15 protein-coding genes are annotated in these 15,107 nt (G+C 64.8%); 13 read left to right on the top strand and 2 right to left on the bottom strand.

From position 1 onward, the window contains the following. The 12 genes from trmB to EAO80_RS13845 form a co-directional block, all read left to right on the top strand. Positions 1–942, top strand: a 942-nt coding sequence (trmB, locus tag EAO80_RS13900; RefSeq protein ID WP_122090478.1) for an HTH-type sugar sensing transcriptional regulator TrmB, incomplete at its 5' end; no start/stop codon positions are given. A 64-nt stretch (positions 943–1,006) separates the two neighbouring features. Beyond that, the gene (locus tag EAO80_RS13895) at positions 1,007–1,207 is read left to right on the top strand and encodes a DUF4177 domain-containing protein (RefSeq protein ID WP_122090477.1); all 201 of its coding nucleotides are present in this window, start codon (positions 1,007–1,009) and stop codon (positions 1,205–1,207) included. Further along, entirely contained in the window at positions 1,204–2,286 is a 1,083-nt protein-coding gene (locus tag EAO80_RS13890; RefSeq protein ID WP_122090476.1) for a cytochrome P450 family protein, read from the top strand. The genes EAO80_RS13895 and EAO80_RS13890 overlap by 4 nt, the downstream gene beginning before the upstream one ends. Positions 2,287–2,352: 66 nt before the next feature. Further along, the gene (locus tag EAO80_RS13885) at positions 2,353–3,330 is read left to right on the top strand and encodes an aldo/keto reductase (protein WP_122090479.1); all 978 of its coding nucleotides are present in this window, start codon (positions 2,353–2,355) and stop codon (positions 3,328–3,330) included. A gap of 150 nt (positions 3,331–3,480) precedes the next feature. Continuing rightward, positions 3,481–4,020 (top strand): PH domain-containing protein, encoded by a 540-nt coding sequence (locus tag EAO80_RS13880; protein WP_122090475.1) that lies wholly within the window; start codon positions 3,481–3,483, stop codon positions 4,018–4,020. Positions 4,021–4,079: 59 nt separating this feature from the next. Further along, positions 4,080–4,865: a hypothetical protein gene (locus EAO80_RS13875; protein ID WP_122090474.1), complete on the top strand. Its 786-nt coding sequence runs from the start codon at positions 4,080–4,082 to the stop codon at positions 4,863–4,865. An 83-nt stretch (positions 4,866–4,948) separates the two neighbouring features. After that, complete coding sequence (locus EAO80_RS13870; protein ID WP_122090473.1) at positions 4,949–6,397, top strand: substrate-binding domain-containing protein; 1,449 nt, start codon at positions 4,949–4,951, stop codon at positions 6,395–6,397. Between the two features lies 1 nt (position 6,398). Continuing rightward, a complete protein-coding gene (locus EAO80_RS13865; protein WP_122090472.1) occupies positions 6,399–7,400 on the top strand; it encodes a carbohydrate ABC transporter permease in 1,002 nt (333 codons plus the stop codon). Beyond that, positions 7,400–8,359 (top strand): carbohydrate ABC transporter permease, encoded by a 960-nt coding sequence (locus tag EAO80_RS13860; RefSeq protein WP_122090471.1) that lies wholly within the window; start codon positions 7,400–7,402, stop codon positions 8,357–8,359. The genes EAO80_RS13865 and EAO80_RS13860 overlap by 1 nt, the downstream gene beginning before the upstream one ends. Positions 8,360–8,363: 4 nt before the next feature. Continuing rightward, positions 8,364–9,557, top strand: coding sequence for an ABC transporter ATP-binding protein (locus EAO80_RS13855; protein WP_122090470.1), 1,194 nt, complete (start codon positions 8,364–8,366; stop codon positions 9,555–9,557). Positions 9,558–9,689: 132 nt separating this feature from the next. Further along, the gene (locus EAO80_RS13850) at positions 9,690–10,775 is read left to right on the top strand and encodes a Gfo/Idh/MocA family protein (protein ID WP_122090469.1); all 1,086 of its coding nucleotides are present in this window, start codon (positions 9,690–9,692) and stop codon (positions 10,773–10,775) included. Between the two features lie 43 nt (positions 10,776–10,818). After that, positions 10,819–11,790: a sugar phosphate isomerase/epimerase family protein gene (locus EAO80_RS13845; RefSeq protein WP_122090468.1), complete on the top strand. Its 972-nt coding sequence runs from the start codon at positions 10,819–10,821 to the stop codon at positions 11,788–11,790. A 6-nt stretch (positions 11,791–11,796) separates the two neighbouring features. Here the strand turns inward: EAO80_RS13845 and EAO80_RS13840 are convergent, their stop codons facing one another. After that, the gene (locus EAO80_RS13840; protein ID WP_122090467.1) at positions 11,797–12,942 is read right to left on the bottom strand and encodes a zinc-dependent alcohol dehydrogenase; all 1,146 of its coding nucleotides are present in this window, start codon (positions 12,940–12,942) and stop codon (positions 11,797–11,799) included. Between the two features lie 112 nt (positions 12,943–13,054). Between EAO80_RS13840 and EAO80_RS13835 the strand changes: the two genes are divergently transcribed. Continuing rightward, the gene (locus EAO80_RS13835) at positions 13,055–14,167 is read left to right on the top strand and encodes a Gfo/Idh/MocA family protein (protein ID WP_122090466.1); all 1,113 of its coding nucleotides are present in this window, start codon (positions 13,055–13,057) and stop codon (positions 14,165–14,167) included. On the opposite strand, the gene EAO80_RS13830 is transcribed toward EAO80_RS13835, so the two are convergent. Next, complete coding sequence (locus EAO80_RS13830) at positions 14,154–15,047, bottom strand: alpha/beta fold hydrolase (RefSeq protein ID WP_122090465.1); 894 nt, start codon at positions 15,045–15,047, stop codon at positions 14,154–14,156. The genes EAO80_RS13835 and EAO80_RS13830 overlap by 14 nt on opposite strands. Positions 15,048–15,107: the final 60 nt, after the last annotated feature.

Here is a 15,107-nt window from a genome sequence, read left to right as displayed (position 1 = left end):
GCGAGCGAGATCGCCGATCGGACCGACATCCCCCAGCCGCGGGTCTACGACACGGTCCGCAGCCTCTCGGATCGCGGGCTGGTCGAACTGCGCGAGACCCGCCCGATGCAGATCATCGCGATCGACCCCGAGGAGGCGTTCGGGCGGGTTCGGGGTTCGCTCGACGAGATGGTCGACGAACTCGAAGCGCGGTATACGGCCCCTGCCCGCGAGACCGAGGCCGTCTCGCTCGTGAAATCGCGCTCGACGATCCTGCGCAACATCGAAGAAGTGATCGAGGCCGCCGAGTACGAGCTCATCCTCTCGGTGACCCCCGATCTCCTCGATCGGTTCGCCGACGACCTTCGGGAGGCGCTCTCCTCGGACGTCAGCATCGAACTGCTGGTGACGCCCGCGAGCGAAGCGCCTTCGCCCGAGGAGTTCCCTTACGGCGAGGTCTCGACGGTCGCTCGGACCCGCCGCGGGATCACGACGCCCGTGATCGCCGTCGCCGACGGCGTCTACTCGGTGTATGCCACTCAGGACGCGATCCGCGACGATCGGGACCGCTACGGCGTGATCTTCAACCGCTCGGCGCTCGGATTTCTGGTCTCCGGGTTCTTCGGGACCGTGTTGTGGACCACCGCCGAGACGCTCGCCGAGAACGGCGACGGGCGGCCGTTCCCCAGAAAGTACGCCTCGATCCGGCGCTGTGTGAAGGACATCCGCGAACTCGGCGGGGAGTTCTACGCGAGCGTCGAGGGCCGGGACGTCGAGACCGGCGAGCCCCGCGTGATCGGCGGGCGCGTCTCGGGCGTCGACTTCGAGGACACCGAGGAGGTCGCGACGATGACGGTCGAGACCGACGACGGGGCGGTGAGCGTCGGCGGGCGTGTCGCGGCGCTCGAGCGGATCGAGGCCCACGAGATCCACGTCGGGCGCGACGGCGTCCCTTCCCAGTGATACACGCCGGCGTCGTGCAAGGGTTGGATACTTCCTTCCAGAGCACGGCGAATACGATATAGCGATGAGTCAGAACAGAGTGCGGTGGGAGTACGAGACGCTCAGGCCGCCCCGCGAGGCGACGAAGAAGGAGGCCAGCGACCCGAAAGCCGAGCTGAACGCGCTCGGCGAGGAGGGCTGGGAACTGGTCGAGACGGTCGAGTACACCGGTGGCGGGACGAAATATCTGGTCTTCAAGCGTCCGGTCGAGGATGGAGCGACATGAGCGCGGACCCGGACGCCGGGCCGGACATCGACGCCGACGCCGAGACCGAAACCGAGATCGAGTCCGAATACGACTCGGATATCGGTACCGCCAACACGATGCAGGCGCGCTCGAGCGAGAGCCGCATCAAGCTTTGGGCGACGATGAAAGCCGATCGACTGCTGATCACGGCCCTGCTGGCGATCGGCTTTTTCGTCGGCTTCGTCGTGATCGGACACCTGTTCGTCCCGAACTTCGCTTCGACGCTCCGTTCGGACAGCATGATCAGTTACATGTTCTCGACGATGATCAGCGCGATCATCACCGGAACGACGCTGATCGTCACGATCAGCCAGATCGTGATCTCCCAGGAAAACGGGCCGCTCGGCGATCAGCGCGAGCGCATGAGCAACACGATGGACTTTCGTGATTACACCGAGGAGATGATCGGCTCGCCTAGCCCCGCCGATCCCTCGGCGTTCCTCCGCCAGATAATCAGCGCGACCGACAGACGAGCCAAGACCCTTCGAGACGCCATCACCGACAACGGGAACGACGAACTCCGGGCGGAGGTCGACGAGTTCACCGAGAGCCTGATCGAGAACGCCGAGGAGGTCCGCCAGGAGCTAAACGGTGCGACCTTCGGCTCGTTCGAGGTGCTCAACGCCGCGCTCAACTACAACTACGGCATCAAGATCTTCCAGGTCGAACGGATCGCGAACGACTATCCCGAGGATCTCACCGACGAGGACATGGCGGTCCTTGACGACCTGAAGTCGACGCTGTCGATGTTCGGCCCGGCGCGCGAGCACATCAAGACGCTGTACTTCCAGTGGGCGCTGATGGACCTCTCGCAGATGATCCTCTACACGTCGGTGCCAGGCCTTCTGGTCGCCGGAAGTATGCTTGGCTTTTACAGTGGGATTTCCCTCACGAACTCGACGTTCGGAATCAGTCATACGATCGTGGTCGTCGGCGCGGCACTGACGATCACGCTGATCCCGTTCCTGTTGCTAATCAGTTACATCGCGCGGGTGGCGACCTCCGCAAAGCGGACCCTCGCGATGGGGCCGCTCGTGCTCCGGGAGTCCCAGCGCTAACGGCACCGTCGCCACCCTTTTGCTCGCCTGTATCGATTGGCGACCGTGAACGACGCTGACAACGACATGGAGTACACTACCCTCGGGAACACCGGTTTGGAGGTCTCGCGGCTCTGTCTGGGCTGTATGAACTTCGGGAGCGCCCAACCCTGGATGATCGACGACGAGGAAGAGTGCCGGGAGGTCATCGACCGCGCGCTCGATCTGGGGATCAACTTCCTGGACACCGCGAACGTCTACTCCCGGGGCGAGAGCGAGGAGGTCGTCGGCAACGCGATCGCGTCCCTCGATCGCTCGGAACTCGTGATCGCCACGAAGGTCTACGGCCCGATGGGCGAGGGACCCAATCAGGGGGGACTCTCGCGAAAGCATATCATCGACCAGTGCGAGGCCAGCCTCGACAGGTTAGGAACCGACTACATCGACCTCTATCAGATCCACCGCTGGGACGACTCGACGCCCATCGAGGAGACGCTCTCTGCACTCAGCTATCTCGTCGACGAAGGGCTCGTGAGATATATCGGCGCCTCGACGATGATGGGCTGGCAGTTCGCCAAAGCGCTCTACGAGAGCGATCTCAACGGGTACGAACGGTTCGTCTCGATGCAACCGGAGTACAGTCTCGCCGACCGCCACGAGGAGGAGAACCTGTTACCCGTGTGTGCCGACCAGGAGGTCGGCGTGATCCCGTGGAGCCCGCTCGCGGGGGGCTTTCTCACCGGGAAATACGACCGGGACGCCGACCCCGACGAGGGGCGGGCGGCGACCGACGAGCACACCCGCGAGCGATTCACCGAGGAGAACTGGGCGGTGCTCGACGCCGTCCGCGAGCTCGCCGACGAGAAGGAAGCCTCGCCTGCGCAGGTCAGTCTCGCGTGGCTCCTCGAAAAGGAGGTCGTCGACGCGCCGATCATCGGGCCCCGATCGATCGACCATCTCGAGGAGAACGCCGGGGCGGTGTCGATCTCGCTCACCGACGAGGAGATCGAGCGCTTGGAAGCACCCAAAACGCCGGTCTGGTCGCGTGCGACCGGTGACCTCTGACCCACGGAGTGCGTCGTCCGAGGTCGGGCTCCCAACTCCGGATCGACCATCGCCGCCGTCGAGGCCAACGGGCCGGGGATCACCGATGAGGGCGGCGAAACCGTCAAGAGGTGCGGAACGCTCTTGGCCGTTCCCACCGTCCTGTCAGGTATGAGCGAACTACCGCGTCGCTTCGGCGGGAGCGACTGGCTCGATCTCGGGCCCGACGAGGAGATCCTGTGGGCCGGCCACCCGAGTCTCGTCTCCTACGCCGGGACGTTCGCCGCCGGCGTCGCGCTCGTCGTTCTCGGGACCGTCGGGTCGCTGGCGCTCGACTCCTACGGTATCGTCGGCGTTCTTTGCGTCGTCGCCGGCCTCGGGCTGATCGCGCTGACACACCTCCGGCGGATCTCGACGGGCTACGTCATCACGAGTTCCGAGGTCTACCACAAGGAAGGGCTGGTCTCGCGGGACGTCACCCAGATCCGCTACGAGCGGATCCAGAACACCTCCTTCAGCCAGTCGGTGCTCGAACGCGCGCTCTCGTACGGTGACGTGATCATCACCAGTGCGGGCACCGGCGAGGTCGAGATCACGCTCCATAACGTGCCCGACCCCGCGCGGCTGAAGCGGCTGTTGAGCGAACAGCTCGACGACGTCTACGCACAGGATCGCGCACCCGCTGGCTCGCCCGCGCGATCCGACATCTGACTTCCACCCATGACCCGCCTGACGGAACCCTGATACCCCCGCCGCGACAACCGCCACCGATGGTCACGCTCGCCACCTTTCGCCGGCCGGAGTACATCGGGACGAACCGCTGTTGGCCCTGTACCGCCGCCAACGGTGTGATCCTCCTCGTCTGCTGTCTCGCCCTCGCTCCGTTCTCGCCTCTGCTGGCCCTCGCGGGGCTGGTCGCGGGGACGGGAGCCATCTGGCTCCGAGGGTATCTCGTGCCCTACACCCCGCAGCTCACCGGGCGCGTCCACCGGGCGCTGGCCGACGAACCCGACCACGCCGCGACCGGGTCGCTCGCTCCGGACGGACATGACGACGACCTCGGCGAGCGAACGCTCGCGGCGCTGATCGAGATGCGGGTGATCCGCCCGGAGAACGAGCGACTCCAGCTCGCGGCGGCGTTTGTCGACGACTGGCGGGCGGAGATGCGGCGGCTGCGGGCGCTTTCCGACACCGAGCTGATCGACGCGATCGAGGCGGTCGTGGAGGGGACGACCGCGGAGGTACTCGACGGCGAGCACCCGCTTGTGGTGCTGACCGGGCCGGCGGGCGGCGAGGCGTGGGTGACCCGGCCGGCCGTGATCGCGGAGCTGGCCGCGGTGGCGGCGCTCGACGGGCGCATCCCGGGCCAATCAAGCGCCGAACGGCTCGCCGCCGCCCGCGCTCTGCGGGCCTTCCTCGAACGGTGTCCGGTCTGTGAGTCGCTCCTCGAGGAGCGCGATCCGCGTCGGTGCTGTGGCAACCCCCGGAACGTCGAACCGGGGGCCGTCCTCGCCTGTCCGGAGTGTAATCAGACGCTCCACAGGTTCACCCCCTAACACGCATCAAGCAGCGGTTTACAACACTCGTAGTATGGGTATACCAAACAACTAAATAGGAAAGATTCGTCTCTCCGCAGGAGATGGGTCGAGGGAGCAATAGACGACGTTCCGGGGTATCGAGACGCACGTTCGTCAAGGCAGCCGGGGCTTCCGGTGTCACGGCCGGATCGCTCGGCCTTGCGGGGTGTCTCGGGAGTGCCGACCAGGACGCGATCATCATTCACGCCGATACGGACTTCCAGAACATCAGCGGCGAACTGCAGCAAGCGGCCTGGGAGGCGGGGCTCGACGACTCGATCTCCTTCGAGGTCCGTGCGGCCGCCAACAACACCGAACAGCGCCGACAGGACATCCAGTCGGCGCTCCAGGCGGGGCGAGCACCGCCGGACATCTTCATGATGGACTCGGGATGGACGATCCCATTCATCCTCCGCGAACAGACGCTCAACTTGACCGAACATTTCTCGGACGAGATCCTGAACCGCATCGAGGAGACCTACCTCGATGCGGCGGTTCAGACGGCGAGAAATCCGGAAACCGGTGATCTCAACGCTCTGCCGCTGTTTCCGGACTTCGCTGTGATGGTCTATCGGAAGGACCTCGTCGAACAGGCGGGCTACGATCCCGAGGGCGAAAACTGGGCGACCGAGTCACTGTCCTGGCAGGAGTTCTCACAGGTCGTCGCCGACACGCGCGACCAGCACGACCTCGAATACGGGTTTACGACGCAGGCGTCGGCCTACGAGGGGCTCTCGTGTTGTACGTTCAACGAGACGATGTCGGGATGGGGCGGCGCGTACTTCGGTACTCTCGACAACCTCTTCGAGGCCGGCGACCGCCCCATCACCGTGGAGGAAGAGGAAGTGCTCGATACGATCCGCATGATGCGAGCGTTCATGTACGGTCAGGACGACGAGCACGCCCTCGAGGGCTACGAACAGATCGCACCCACTTCGATCGTCCAGTGGACGGAGGACACGTCGCTGGGCCCCTTTGCGAACGGCAACGCCGTGGCCAACCGTAACTGGCCCGCCTTTGCGATCGCCGAGACGGCCACCGAGGACGCGTTCGGCGATGCGATCGGCGCGATGCCGATCCCCTACGGCGTCACTCCCGAGGAGGCGTCCCACGACGGGCTCGGTGGGACCTGTACCGCCCTCGGCGGCTGGCATCTGGCGATCAACCCCAACACCGAGCGAATCGACGAGTGCGTCCAGTTGCTCGAGGCCCTCACCGCCGAGAACGCCCAACTGACGCTGTACGAGGAGGGAACGTGGTTCCCCCCCAACCTCGACTTACTGGAAACCGATGAGGCCCAGCAGATCGAGCCGTTGAACCGGTATATCGATACGTTCCAGACGCTCGGCGAGAACGCAGTTCCGCGGCCGGTGACCGACATTTGGGCGGAACAGGGTGCGGTGATCGCCATCGAGGTTCACAACGCCTACACCCAGGAGAAGACGCCCGAACAGGCGATGAGCGACCTGAAAGACCGGCTTCAAGACAGCGAACAGGACGTGGGGAACTAACATGTCGACTGAAAGACACAATCGTGGACGGCTCGCGCCCGTCATCGACTGGATGGAGAACCTGAGCGAGGCCGCCTACGCCTACCTGCTGTTGGCCCCGGCGTTCGCGATACTGGCAGTCGTCGCGTTCTACCCGTTGGCCTCGACGTTCTGGATATCGTTCCTCGAGAACCAAACCCGGGGTGCCGCGTCGGTCGGCGGGTTCGTCGGTTTCCAGAACTACATCGATATTCTGACCGGCGACGTCCGCCTCGCCCGGCAGTTCCTCGACATCCAGCTCACCGGCAGCTTCCCCTTCATCGAGCCCGGCGTTGGGCTCTTCCAGCAGGCGTTGTTCGTCACACTGGCATTCGCGATCCTGAACGTGCTGTTCACGACGCTGATCGGGTTCGGACAAGCACTGGTCCTCGATAAGGACTTCCGGGGTCGCCGCTGGGTCCGCGTGGCGGTCATCCTCCCGTGGGCGGTGCCGATCGTCATCCAAGGGATGATCTTCTTCCTGATCTTCCAGCCGACGGTCGGATTCGGCACGGATCTGATGAATTCTCTTGGACTGTTCAGTGCCAATCCACTTGCGAGCAGTCAGGACTCGTTCTTCATCGTCCTGATCGCCGACGTCTGGAAGACATCGGCGTTCATGGCGCTGTTGATCCTCGCGGGCCTCCAGAGCGTCGACCGGAGCCTCTACGACGTCGCGAAGGTCTCGGGGGCCTCGGCATGGCAGCGCTTCAGGCTGATCACGCTCCCGCTGGCGTTGCCGGCGGTCTTGGTCGCGATGCTGTTCCGGACGATGGAGGCGATGCGAATCTACGGGCTGATCGAATCGACCGCGGGCTGTACGACCGTCCCGTCGATGACCTGTATGGTCGTCGAGGCGATGTTCGGCGGGACGCGCATCTACGGCACCGCGGCCGCGGTGGCGTTCATGACGGCGGCGATCATCGGGGTGTTCATTTCGATCTACCTCGTCAAGTTCAGAGACACCGACGGAGGGATTTACTGATGGCAACGGAAACCGAGACGGCGGAGACGGGATCGAACGAACAGGGTGCCGAGCGCGATTCGGGGCCGTTCGAGCGATGGGTCGGCGACTCGATCTCCGATCCTGGACGGGCCTACCGGCCGTTGTTCTGGCTCGTGACGATCTTCTTCCTCGTCACGACGCTGTTCCCGTTCTATTGGCTGTTGATGGTTGCGCTCACCCCTGAGGGCCAGCTCCAGGACGTCTGGCTGACGCCCAACGGGTTCAATCCCGGCGTGTTCATCGAGGTGTTCGAGATCCTGCCGTTCCACCGCTACATGTTCAACAGCTTCGTGATCGCGACGGTCTCGACGATCGTCGTGTTGCTCGTCGCGAGTTTAGCGGGCTACGTCTTCGGTCGGCTCTCGTTTCCCGGCAAGGGCCCCCTCATGTTGCTCGTGTTGCTGGTGTCGTTTTTCCCGCCGGCGGCGTTTTTCATCCCGCTCAACGACCTGTTCAACACGAGCGTCTCGATCCTCGAACCGGTCCTCTCGAACGGCAGCCTCTACAACACGCCGTTCGCGCTCGTCATCCCGCTGTCGGCGATCTATATGCCCCTCGCGATCTTCATCCTCACTACCTTCTACAGCCAGATCCCCGACGGGTTAGAGGACGCCGCGCGCGTCGAGGGAACGACCCGGCTCGGCGCGCTGTTCCGAGTGATCGTTCCGCTTTCGGCCCCTGGGGTCGCCACCGCGGGCGTGCTCACCTTCATCGGCGTCTACAACGAGTTCTTCTTCTCGTTTCTGATGACCGACGGACAGCCCCAGAACTGGGCGCCGATCCTCGACGGGATCCTCGGATTCCAGGGACAGTACCAGACGTTGTACAACGCGATGGCCGCGGCCTCGATCATCGGTGTGTTGCCGATGGCGATCCTCGTGGTCGTCGCACAGGAGAAGATCGTCAGCGGACTGACGGCGGGCGGCCTCAAGGAGTAATATCATGGCACGAGTCACACTCGACGGAGTCACGAAACGGTACGAGGACGTAACGGCGGTCGACGACATGAACATGGAGATCGGTGACGGAGAGTTCGTCACCTTCGTTGGCCCCTCCGGCTGTGGGAAATCGACCACGATGGAGACGATCGCCGGGCTGACGAAACCCACCGAGGGAACGATCCACATCGGCGATCGGGACGTGACCACGCTCCCGCCGAAGGACAGGGGCATCGCGATGGTGTTCCAGAACATCGCGCTGTTTCCCCACATGGACGTCTACGACAACATCAGCTTCGGCCTCCGGATCCGCAAGTACGAGAAGGACGAGATCGACAGACGGGTCGAGGAGGCCGCCGACATCGTCCAACTCGAAGGGATGATGGATCGGATGCCCGAGGAGATGTCCGGCGGCCAGCGCCAGCGCGTCGCCATCGCCCGCGCGCTGGTGCGCGAGCCCGACGTGTTCCTGATGGACGAGCCGCTCGCGAACCTCGACGCGAAGCTTCGGGTCCACATGCGTACGGAACTCCAACGCCTGCATCGGCGTCTCGACACCACGATCATCTACGTCACGCACGACCAGGCCGAGGCGATGACGATGTCCGACCGGATCGCGGTGATAAACGCCGGGGTCCTCCAGCAGATCGCCCCGCCACTGACCTGTTACAACGAGCCGGCGAACCTCTTCGTCGCGGGCTTCATCGGATCGCCGTCGATGAACTTCGTCGAAGCCGAGGTAGGTAACGGCGAGCTCGAAACCGAGAACTTCTCGGTCGAGTTCGACCCCGCGACGACCGACGGGCTTGCACCCGGTGACCGCGTGACCGTTGGCGTCCGCCCCGAGGACGTCTACCTTGAGCGTACCGCGGACGGGATCGAGCATCCTACGGGCCTCATTGACGCCCGAACCGACGTGCTCGAACCGATGGGTAACGAGGTGTTCGTCTATCTGGTCACCGGCGACGATGCCGACACGAGCATGGACGTCGAAGGCGGTGCGGCGACCGACGACCAGCTTCTGATGAGTGTCGACCCCGACACCGAGATCGACGTCGACGAGAACGTCTCGGTGGTGCTCGATCGCACTCGGGTCCACCTGTTCGACATCGATACCGGCGAGGCGCTCAGGCACGGACTGATCGACCCCGCAAACGCGACCGGCGCGCCAGAACGCGGTATCGGCGACACCGACTGACCGTTACCGAGTCCATAACAATACGTAGCGGAACCAATCGTGTACAATATACCCATGAGAGAACCGACAGATGTGCCCGGAGACACGACCACAAACGAAAGGGTAATCCCGTAACTTTCGCTAGTGGCGCCAATGAACGATCCAAGGGACGTATCGGTGGGGATCATCGGACTCGGCAACATCGGTCGCTACCACGCCGACCGGTTGCGAAACGCGGGGGTGGAGATCGTCGGCGGGATGGACGTCCTGCCCGAAGCCCGCGAGCGCTTCGAGCGCGATTACGGCGTGGCGACCTACGAGGACCACGAGGAGGTCTACTCGATCGCCGACGCCATCGTCGTCACCACACCCAACAAATTCCACGAGGAGTACGCGGTCGGCGCGCTCGAGGCCGACCTCGACGTGTTGCTCGAAAAACCCCTCGCCCACTCGGTCGAGAGCGCGGAGCGGATCGCGGTCGCCGAACGCGGGTCCGAAGGGTTCTGTATGGTCGGCTTTCACAACCGCTATCTCCCGCCGATCGAGGTGCTGACGACCGAGCGCGACCGGGGTCGATTTGGGGATCTCACACATATCGACGCGAACTACGTCCGCAGACGCGGGATCCCCGGTCGTGGCTCGTGGTTCACCTCCCGCGAGATCGCCGGCGGGGGCGCGCTGATAGACATCGGCGTCCACGCGCTGGATCTGGCACTGTACATGCTCGACTTCCCCGAGATCGCGGAGGTCTCGGGCGTCGCACGCTCGGAGTTCGGCACCCGCGAGGACTATACCTACCTCCAGATGTGGGGCGACGACACGGGTCACGAGCGCTTCGACGTCGAGGACTCGGTCAGCGCGTTCATCCGCTGTGCGGACGGCCAGACCATCTCGCTCGAGGTCGCCTGGGCGGCGAACCGACCCACCGACGACGAGTTCGTCATCCGGGGAACCGACGCCGGGGCACGCTTCGACCGCGCTACCGGCGAGACGACGCTCTACGAGACGAGTCCCGACGGCTCGGCTCACTTCAGCGATACGGAGATCCAGACCCGCGAGCGCGACGCCCACGCCACCGAACAGGAGGTCTTCTTGCAGGCGGTCGCCGCGGGCACGCCCCCGGGTCAGAACACGGTCGAGCAGGCGTTGACCGTCCAGCGAGTCATCGACGCGATCTATCGCTCCAGCGAGGAGGGACGCTCGATCAGGTTCACCGAACAGCCGATCGTGGCCGAATAAGGTAACCACCGGGATTTATTCTCACCGACGTTCACTCCCGCGTATGGACATCGGCGTACTCACCGTTCCGCTCGGCGGCCAGTCCCGCGAGGAGGCCTTTTCGTATCTCGCCGACATCGGCGTCGGCGCGGTCGAACTCGGCTGTGGCGGCACTCCGGGCGACGACCACCTCCCGCGCGAGGAGTTCCTCGGCGACGAGAACGCCCAGTCGGAGCTTCAGGACCTACTCGACGAACACGACCTGCGCATCAGTGCGCTCGCGACCCATAACAACCCGATTCACCCCAACGAGGAGCACGCGGAGGAGGCCGACACGGAACTCCGCGAGGCGATCGAACTCGCTTACGAACTCGACGTCGGCGTGGTAACCACCTTCTCGGGGCTTCCCGGCGGCAGCCCGAGCGCACAGGTGCCAAACTGGATCACCGCCCCGTGGCCGACCGAGCACGCCGAGGCCCACGAGTATCAGTGGGAGGAGGTTGCGATCCCCTACTGGCGGGAGATCGCCGAGCACGCCGCCGACCACGGCGTGGACGTCGGCATCGAGATGCACCCGAACATGCTCGTCTACGAGCCCCACGGGATGGCTCGCCTGCGCGAGGAGACCAACGAGCACATCGGCGCGAACTTCGACCCCTCGCATCTGTACTGGCAGGGAATCGACGTCACCGAGGCGATCCGGTATCTCGGCGAGCGCGACGCGATCCACCACGTCCATGCGAAGGACACCAAGGTCTACGACGCTCAGGCACGGGAGAAGGGCGTGCTCGACACCACGCCATACACCGACGAGCCGAATCGCTCGTGGCTGTTCCGTTCCATTGGATATGGCCACGGCGAGAGTCACTGGAAGGACGTCGTTTCCACCCTCAGAATGGTCGGCTACGACGACGTACTCAGCATCGAACACGAGGACTCGCTGACCAGCGCGAACGAGGGGCTCGAAAAAGCGGTCGACTTGTTGGAGCGGGCGGTCTTCGAGACGACGCCCGGTGATGCGTACTGGGCGGAATAGAACCGCTTACGGCTCTAGGACGACCTTGACACAGTCGTCTTCTTTGTCGTTGAACGTCTCGTAGAGTTCGGGTCCGTCCTCGAGCGAGCCCCGGTGGGTGATGATCTCGGCGGGGTCGATCTCGCCGTTCTCGATCGTCTCAAGCAGCGGGTTCAGGTAGGCTTGGACGTGGGTCTGGCCGGTGTTCACTGTGAGGGCTTTGTTCATCAGCGGACCCATCGGTACGTCGTCCATCCCGTCAATGTAGACCCCGGGAATCGAGAGCGTCCCGCCCTTCCGACAGGACTTGATCGCCTCCTGGAGCACGTACGGGCGGTCGGGCTCGTCGGGGACGTGGTCGACGCAGGTGTGGTGGGCCTCCGAACCGACGGCGTCGATACACCGATCGGGCCCGCGCCCGTCTGTTTCGTCCATCAGCCACTCGTAGACGTCGTCCTCGGAGTAGTCGATCACCTCGGTGTCGGCGTGGCCCTCGGCCATCCCGAGGCGTTCTTCGATCCGGTCGATCGCGATCACGCGGTCGGCTCCCATCATCCACGCGCTCTGGACGGCGAACTGGCCGACCGGGCCACAGCCCCAGACCGCGACGGTGTCGTTCTCCTCGATCTCGGCGTTTTCGGCGGCCATGTACCCCGTGGGGTAGATGTCCGAGAGGAACAGTACCTCCTCGTCCGAGAGGTCCGACTCGATCTTGATCGGCCCGACGTCGGCATGAGGCACCCGCAGATACTCGGCCTGCCCGCCGTCGTACCCACCGAGAGTGTGCGAGAAGCCGAAGAGGCCGGCCGGCGAGTGCCCCATCGTCTCGGCGGCCATCTCGGCGTTCGGGTTGGTCTCGTCACACAGCGAGTAGAGGTCGTTCTCGCAGAACCAGCACTCGCCACAGCTGATCGTGAAGGGGATGACGACGCGGTCGCCCTCCCGGAGGTCGTCGACCTCCTCGCCGACCTCGACGACCTCGCCCATCGGCTCGTGGCCGAGGATGTCGCCCTCCTCCATGCCGGGCATGAAGTCGTTGTAGAGGTGCAGGTCCGAGCCGCAGATCGCCGTGGCCGTGATCTCGACGATCGCGTCGGTCGGTTCCTCGATTTCGGGTTTCGGAACGTCGTCGACGCGGACGTCGCCTTCGCCGTGCCAGCGGAGTGCTTGCATTACGATAACACACTCGGCAGCCGTTTCGATAAAGGCGTGGCCTGTCATGGCAACGGCGGAACCGGCCTGCCGGACGGAAACTCCTAACTACACGAGCGGTGAACGAGCCCGTATGACGCTCGATATTGGCGTTCTCGGCTACCGGTTCATGGGCAAGGCCCACTCGAACGCGATGGCACGGCTCCCGATGTTCTTCCCGGACGCTCCCGAGATCAATCGCGAGGTTCTCGTCGGGCGCGATGAGGAGGCACTAGCGGAGGCCGCCGACCGCCTCGGCTTTTCGAGAACTACCACCGACCCCTCGGCGGCCATCGAGGACGTGGACGCCTTCTACAACCTCGGGCCGAACTTCGTCCATCCCGAGTACTCGATCGAGGCGCTCGAATCCGGAGTACCGGTCTTCTGCGAGAAGCCACTGGCGCCCACGCTGGACGAGGCCGAGGAGATGACCGAGGCGGCCCGCGAGGCCGGCGTCCCCAACGGCTGTGCCTTCAACTACCGGTTCGTTCCCGCCATTCGCTACGCGAAGAACCTGATCGAGGGCGGCGAACTCGGCGAGATATATCACGTCCGCGGGCGGTATCTGCAGGACTGGTTGGTCGATCCCGAGGCGCCCTGGGCGTGGCGCCTCGACGAGGAACTCGCTGGTTCGGGTGCGCTCGGCGATCTGGGTGCCCACACCATCGACCTCGCACGGTTTCTCGTGGGCGACGTTGCCGGCGAGATCAGCGAAATTTCGGGCCAACTGCGGACGTTCACCGACGAACGGCCCGTCGAAGACGAGAACGGGACCCGCGAAGTGACCGTCGACGACGCCTACCTCGCGACCGCCGAGTTCGAGAGCGGCGCGGTCGGCAGCTTCGAGGCCACCCGCAACGCGAACGGCCGGAAGAACGACCACACGATCGAGATCGAGGGCTCGAAGGGCAGCATCGAGTTCTCGCTCGAACGGCTGAACGAACTGGAGTACAAACGCGAGGGCTCGCGCGGGTTCGAGACGGTCCTCGTGACCGACGGCGACGACCCCTACATGGACCACTGGTGGCCGCCGGGCCACGTCATCGGCTGGGAGCACACGTTCGTCCACGAGAACTACGAGTTCCTCTCGGCGGTCGCGGAGGGCGGCGAGTTCGAGCCGAGCTTCGAGGACGGACTCGCGACCCAGCGCGTGCTCGCGGCGATCCAGGAGAGCGACGCGAGCGGCGAACGGGTCAGTCTCGACTGAAGAACTCGACGAGTGAGTCGTTGACCCGCTCGGGAGCGTCGAGCTGGATCCAGTGGCCCGCCCCGTCGATTCGCTCGACTGCGACGTCCGAGACCCACTCGTCGAGGCCCTCGGTGAGGGTGGACGAGAGGGCCGCGTCATCGGTCCCCCAGAGCACCAGCGTGGGGCGACTGACCAGCCCGTCACTGGTCGTCGCGCCGGGATCGCCCCAGCCGGGGACCGCGGCACGAACCGTCCCTCGAAACGCCGCCCGGTAGTAGTTCAGCATCGCCGTCATCGCACCCGGGCCGGCACAGGCGCGCTTGTACCGCCGGAGCGACTTCCGGTCGAACGCCTCGGGGTTCGTCGACGCCTCGCGAAGCAGCCATTCGAGGAGGTGCTGGTCGCCGACGCGAAAGAGGAGCTCGGGGATCAGGGGGAGCTGGAAGAGCAGGACATAGAGCGACCGGCGGCGCTGGTCGGAGTCGAGGTCGCGAAGTTCCCGGCGGTAGGCCCCCGGGTGCGGGGCGTTCATGACGACCAGCCGGTCGATACACTCGGGATGGCGGGCCGCGACCTCCCAGGCGACGACACCACCCCAGTCGTGACCGACGAGATGGGCGCGCTTTGTGCCACAGCGATCGATCAGCGCGCGGACGTCCTCGACCAGGGTGTCGATCCGGTATGCGCTCACACCGGGTGGTTTCTCCGAGCGGTTGTATCCGCGCATGTCGGGGGCGACGACGCGGTAGCCGGCCTCGACGAGGGCAGAGATCTGCTTGCGCCAACCGTACCAGTGGTCCGGAAACCCGTGCAGCAGGACGACCAGCGGCCCCTCGCCGGCCTCGACGTAGTGTAGCCTGACGCCGTTAACGATCTCCTCCTCATGGGACCCGTCCATGTCCCTTCTCCGGCCGACAGCCGGGTAGTTCTTGTGATCTATACTACAGGACTCGGCGTG

Source organism: Halalkalicoccus subterraneus, assembly GCF_003697815.1.
Classification (GTDB): Archaea; Halobacteriota; Halobacteria; order Halobacteriales; family Halalkalicoccaceae; genus Halalkalicoccus; species Halalkalicoccus subterraneus.
The sequence above is the reverse complement of the archived record's forward strand: the minus strand, read 5'-3'. Positions and strand labels throughout refer to the sequence as shown.

Excerpts from the sequence above, each read along its gene's own strand:
- EAO80_RS13895 (WP_122090477.1), top strand. The coding sequence starts at position 1,007 with ATGAGTCAGAACAGAGTGCGGTGGGAGTACGAGACGCTCAGGCCGCCC.
- EAO80_RS13890 (WP_122090476.1), top strand. The coding sequence starts at position 1,204 with ATGAGCGCGGACCCGGACGCCGGGCCGGACATCGACGCCGACGCCGAG.
- EAO80_RS13885 (WP_122090479.1), top strand. The coding sequence starts at position 2,353 with ATGGAGTACACTACCCTCGGGAACACCGGTTTGGAGGTCTCGCGGCTC.
- EAO80_RS13880 (WP_122090475.1), top strand. The coding sequence starts at position 3,481 with ATGAGCGAACTACCGCGTCGCTTCGGCGGGAGCGACTGGCTCGATCTC.
- EAO80_RS13875 (WP_122090474.1), top strand. The coding sequence starts at position 4,080 with ATGGTCACGCTCGCCACCTTTCGCCGGCCGGAGTACATCGGGACGAAC.
- EAO80_RS13870 (WP_122090473.1), top strand. The coding sequence starts at position 4,949 with ATGGGTCGAGGGAGCAATAGACGACGTTCCGGGGTATCGAGACGCACG.
- EAO80_RS13865 (WP_122090472.1), top strand. The coding sequence starts at position 6,399 with ATGTCGACTGAAAGACACAATCGTGGACGGCTCGCGCCCGTCATCGAC.
- EAO80_RS13860 (WP_122090471.1), top strand. The coding sequence starts at position 7,400 with ATGGCAACGGAAACCGAGACGGCGGAGACGGGATCGAACGAACAGGGT.
- EAO80_RS13855 (WP_122090470.1), top strand. The coding sequence starts at position 8,364 with ATGGCACGAGTCACACTCGACGGAGTCACGAAACGGTACGAGGACGTA.
- EAO80_RS13850 (WP_122090469.1), top strand. The coding sequence starts at position 9,690 with ATGAACGATCCAAGGGACGTATCGGTGGGGATCATCGGACTCGGCAAC.
- EAO80_RS13845 (WP_122090468.1), top strand. The coding sequence starts at position 10,819 with ATGGACATCGGCGTACTCACCGTTCCGCTCGGCGGCCAGTCCCGCGAG.
- EAO80_RS13840 (WP_122090467.1), bottom strand. The coding sequence starts at position 12,942 with ATGCAAGCACTCCGCTGGCACGGCGAAGGCGACGTCCGCGTCGACGAC.
- EAO80_RS13835 (WP_122090466.1), top strand. The coding sequence starts at position 13,055 with ATGACGCTCGATATTGGCGTTCTCGGCTACCGGTTCATGGGCAAGGCC.
- EAO80_RS13830 (WP_122090465.1), bottom strand. The coding sequence starts at position 15,047 with ATGGACGGGTCCCATGAGGAGGAGATCGTTAACGGCGTCAGGCTACAC.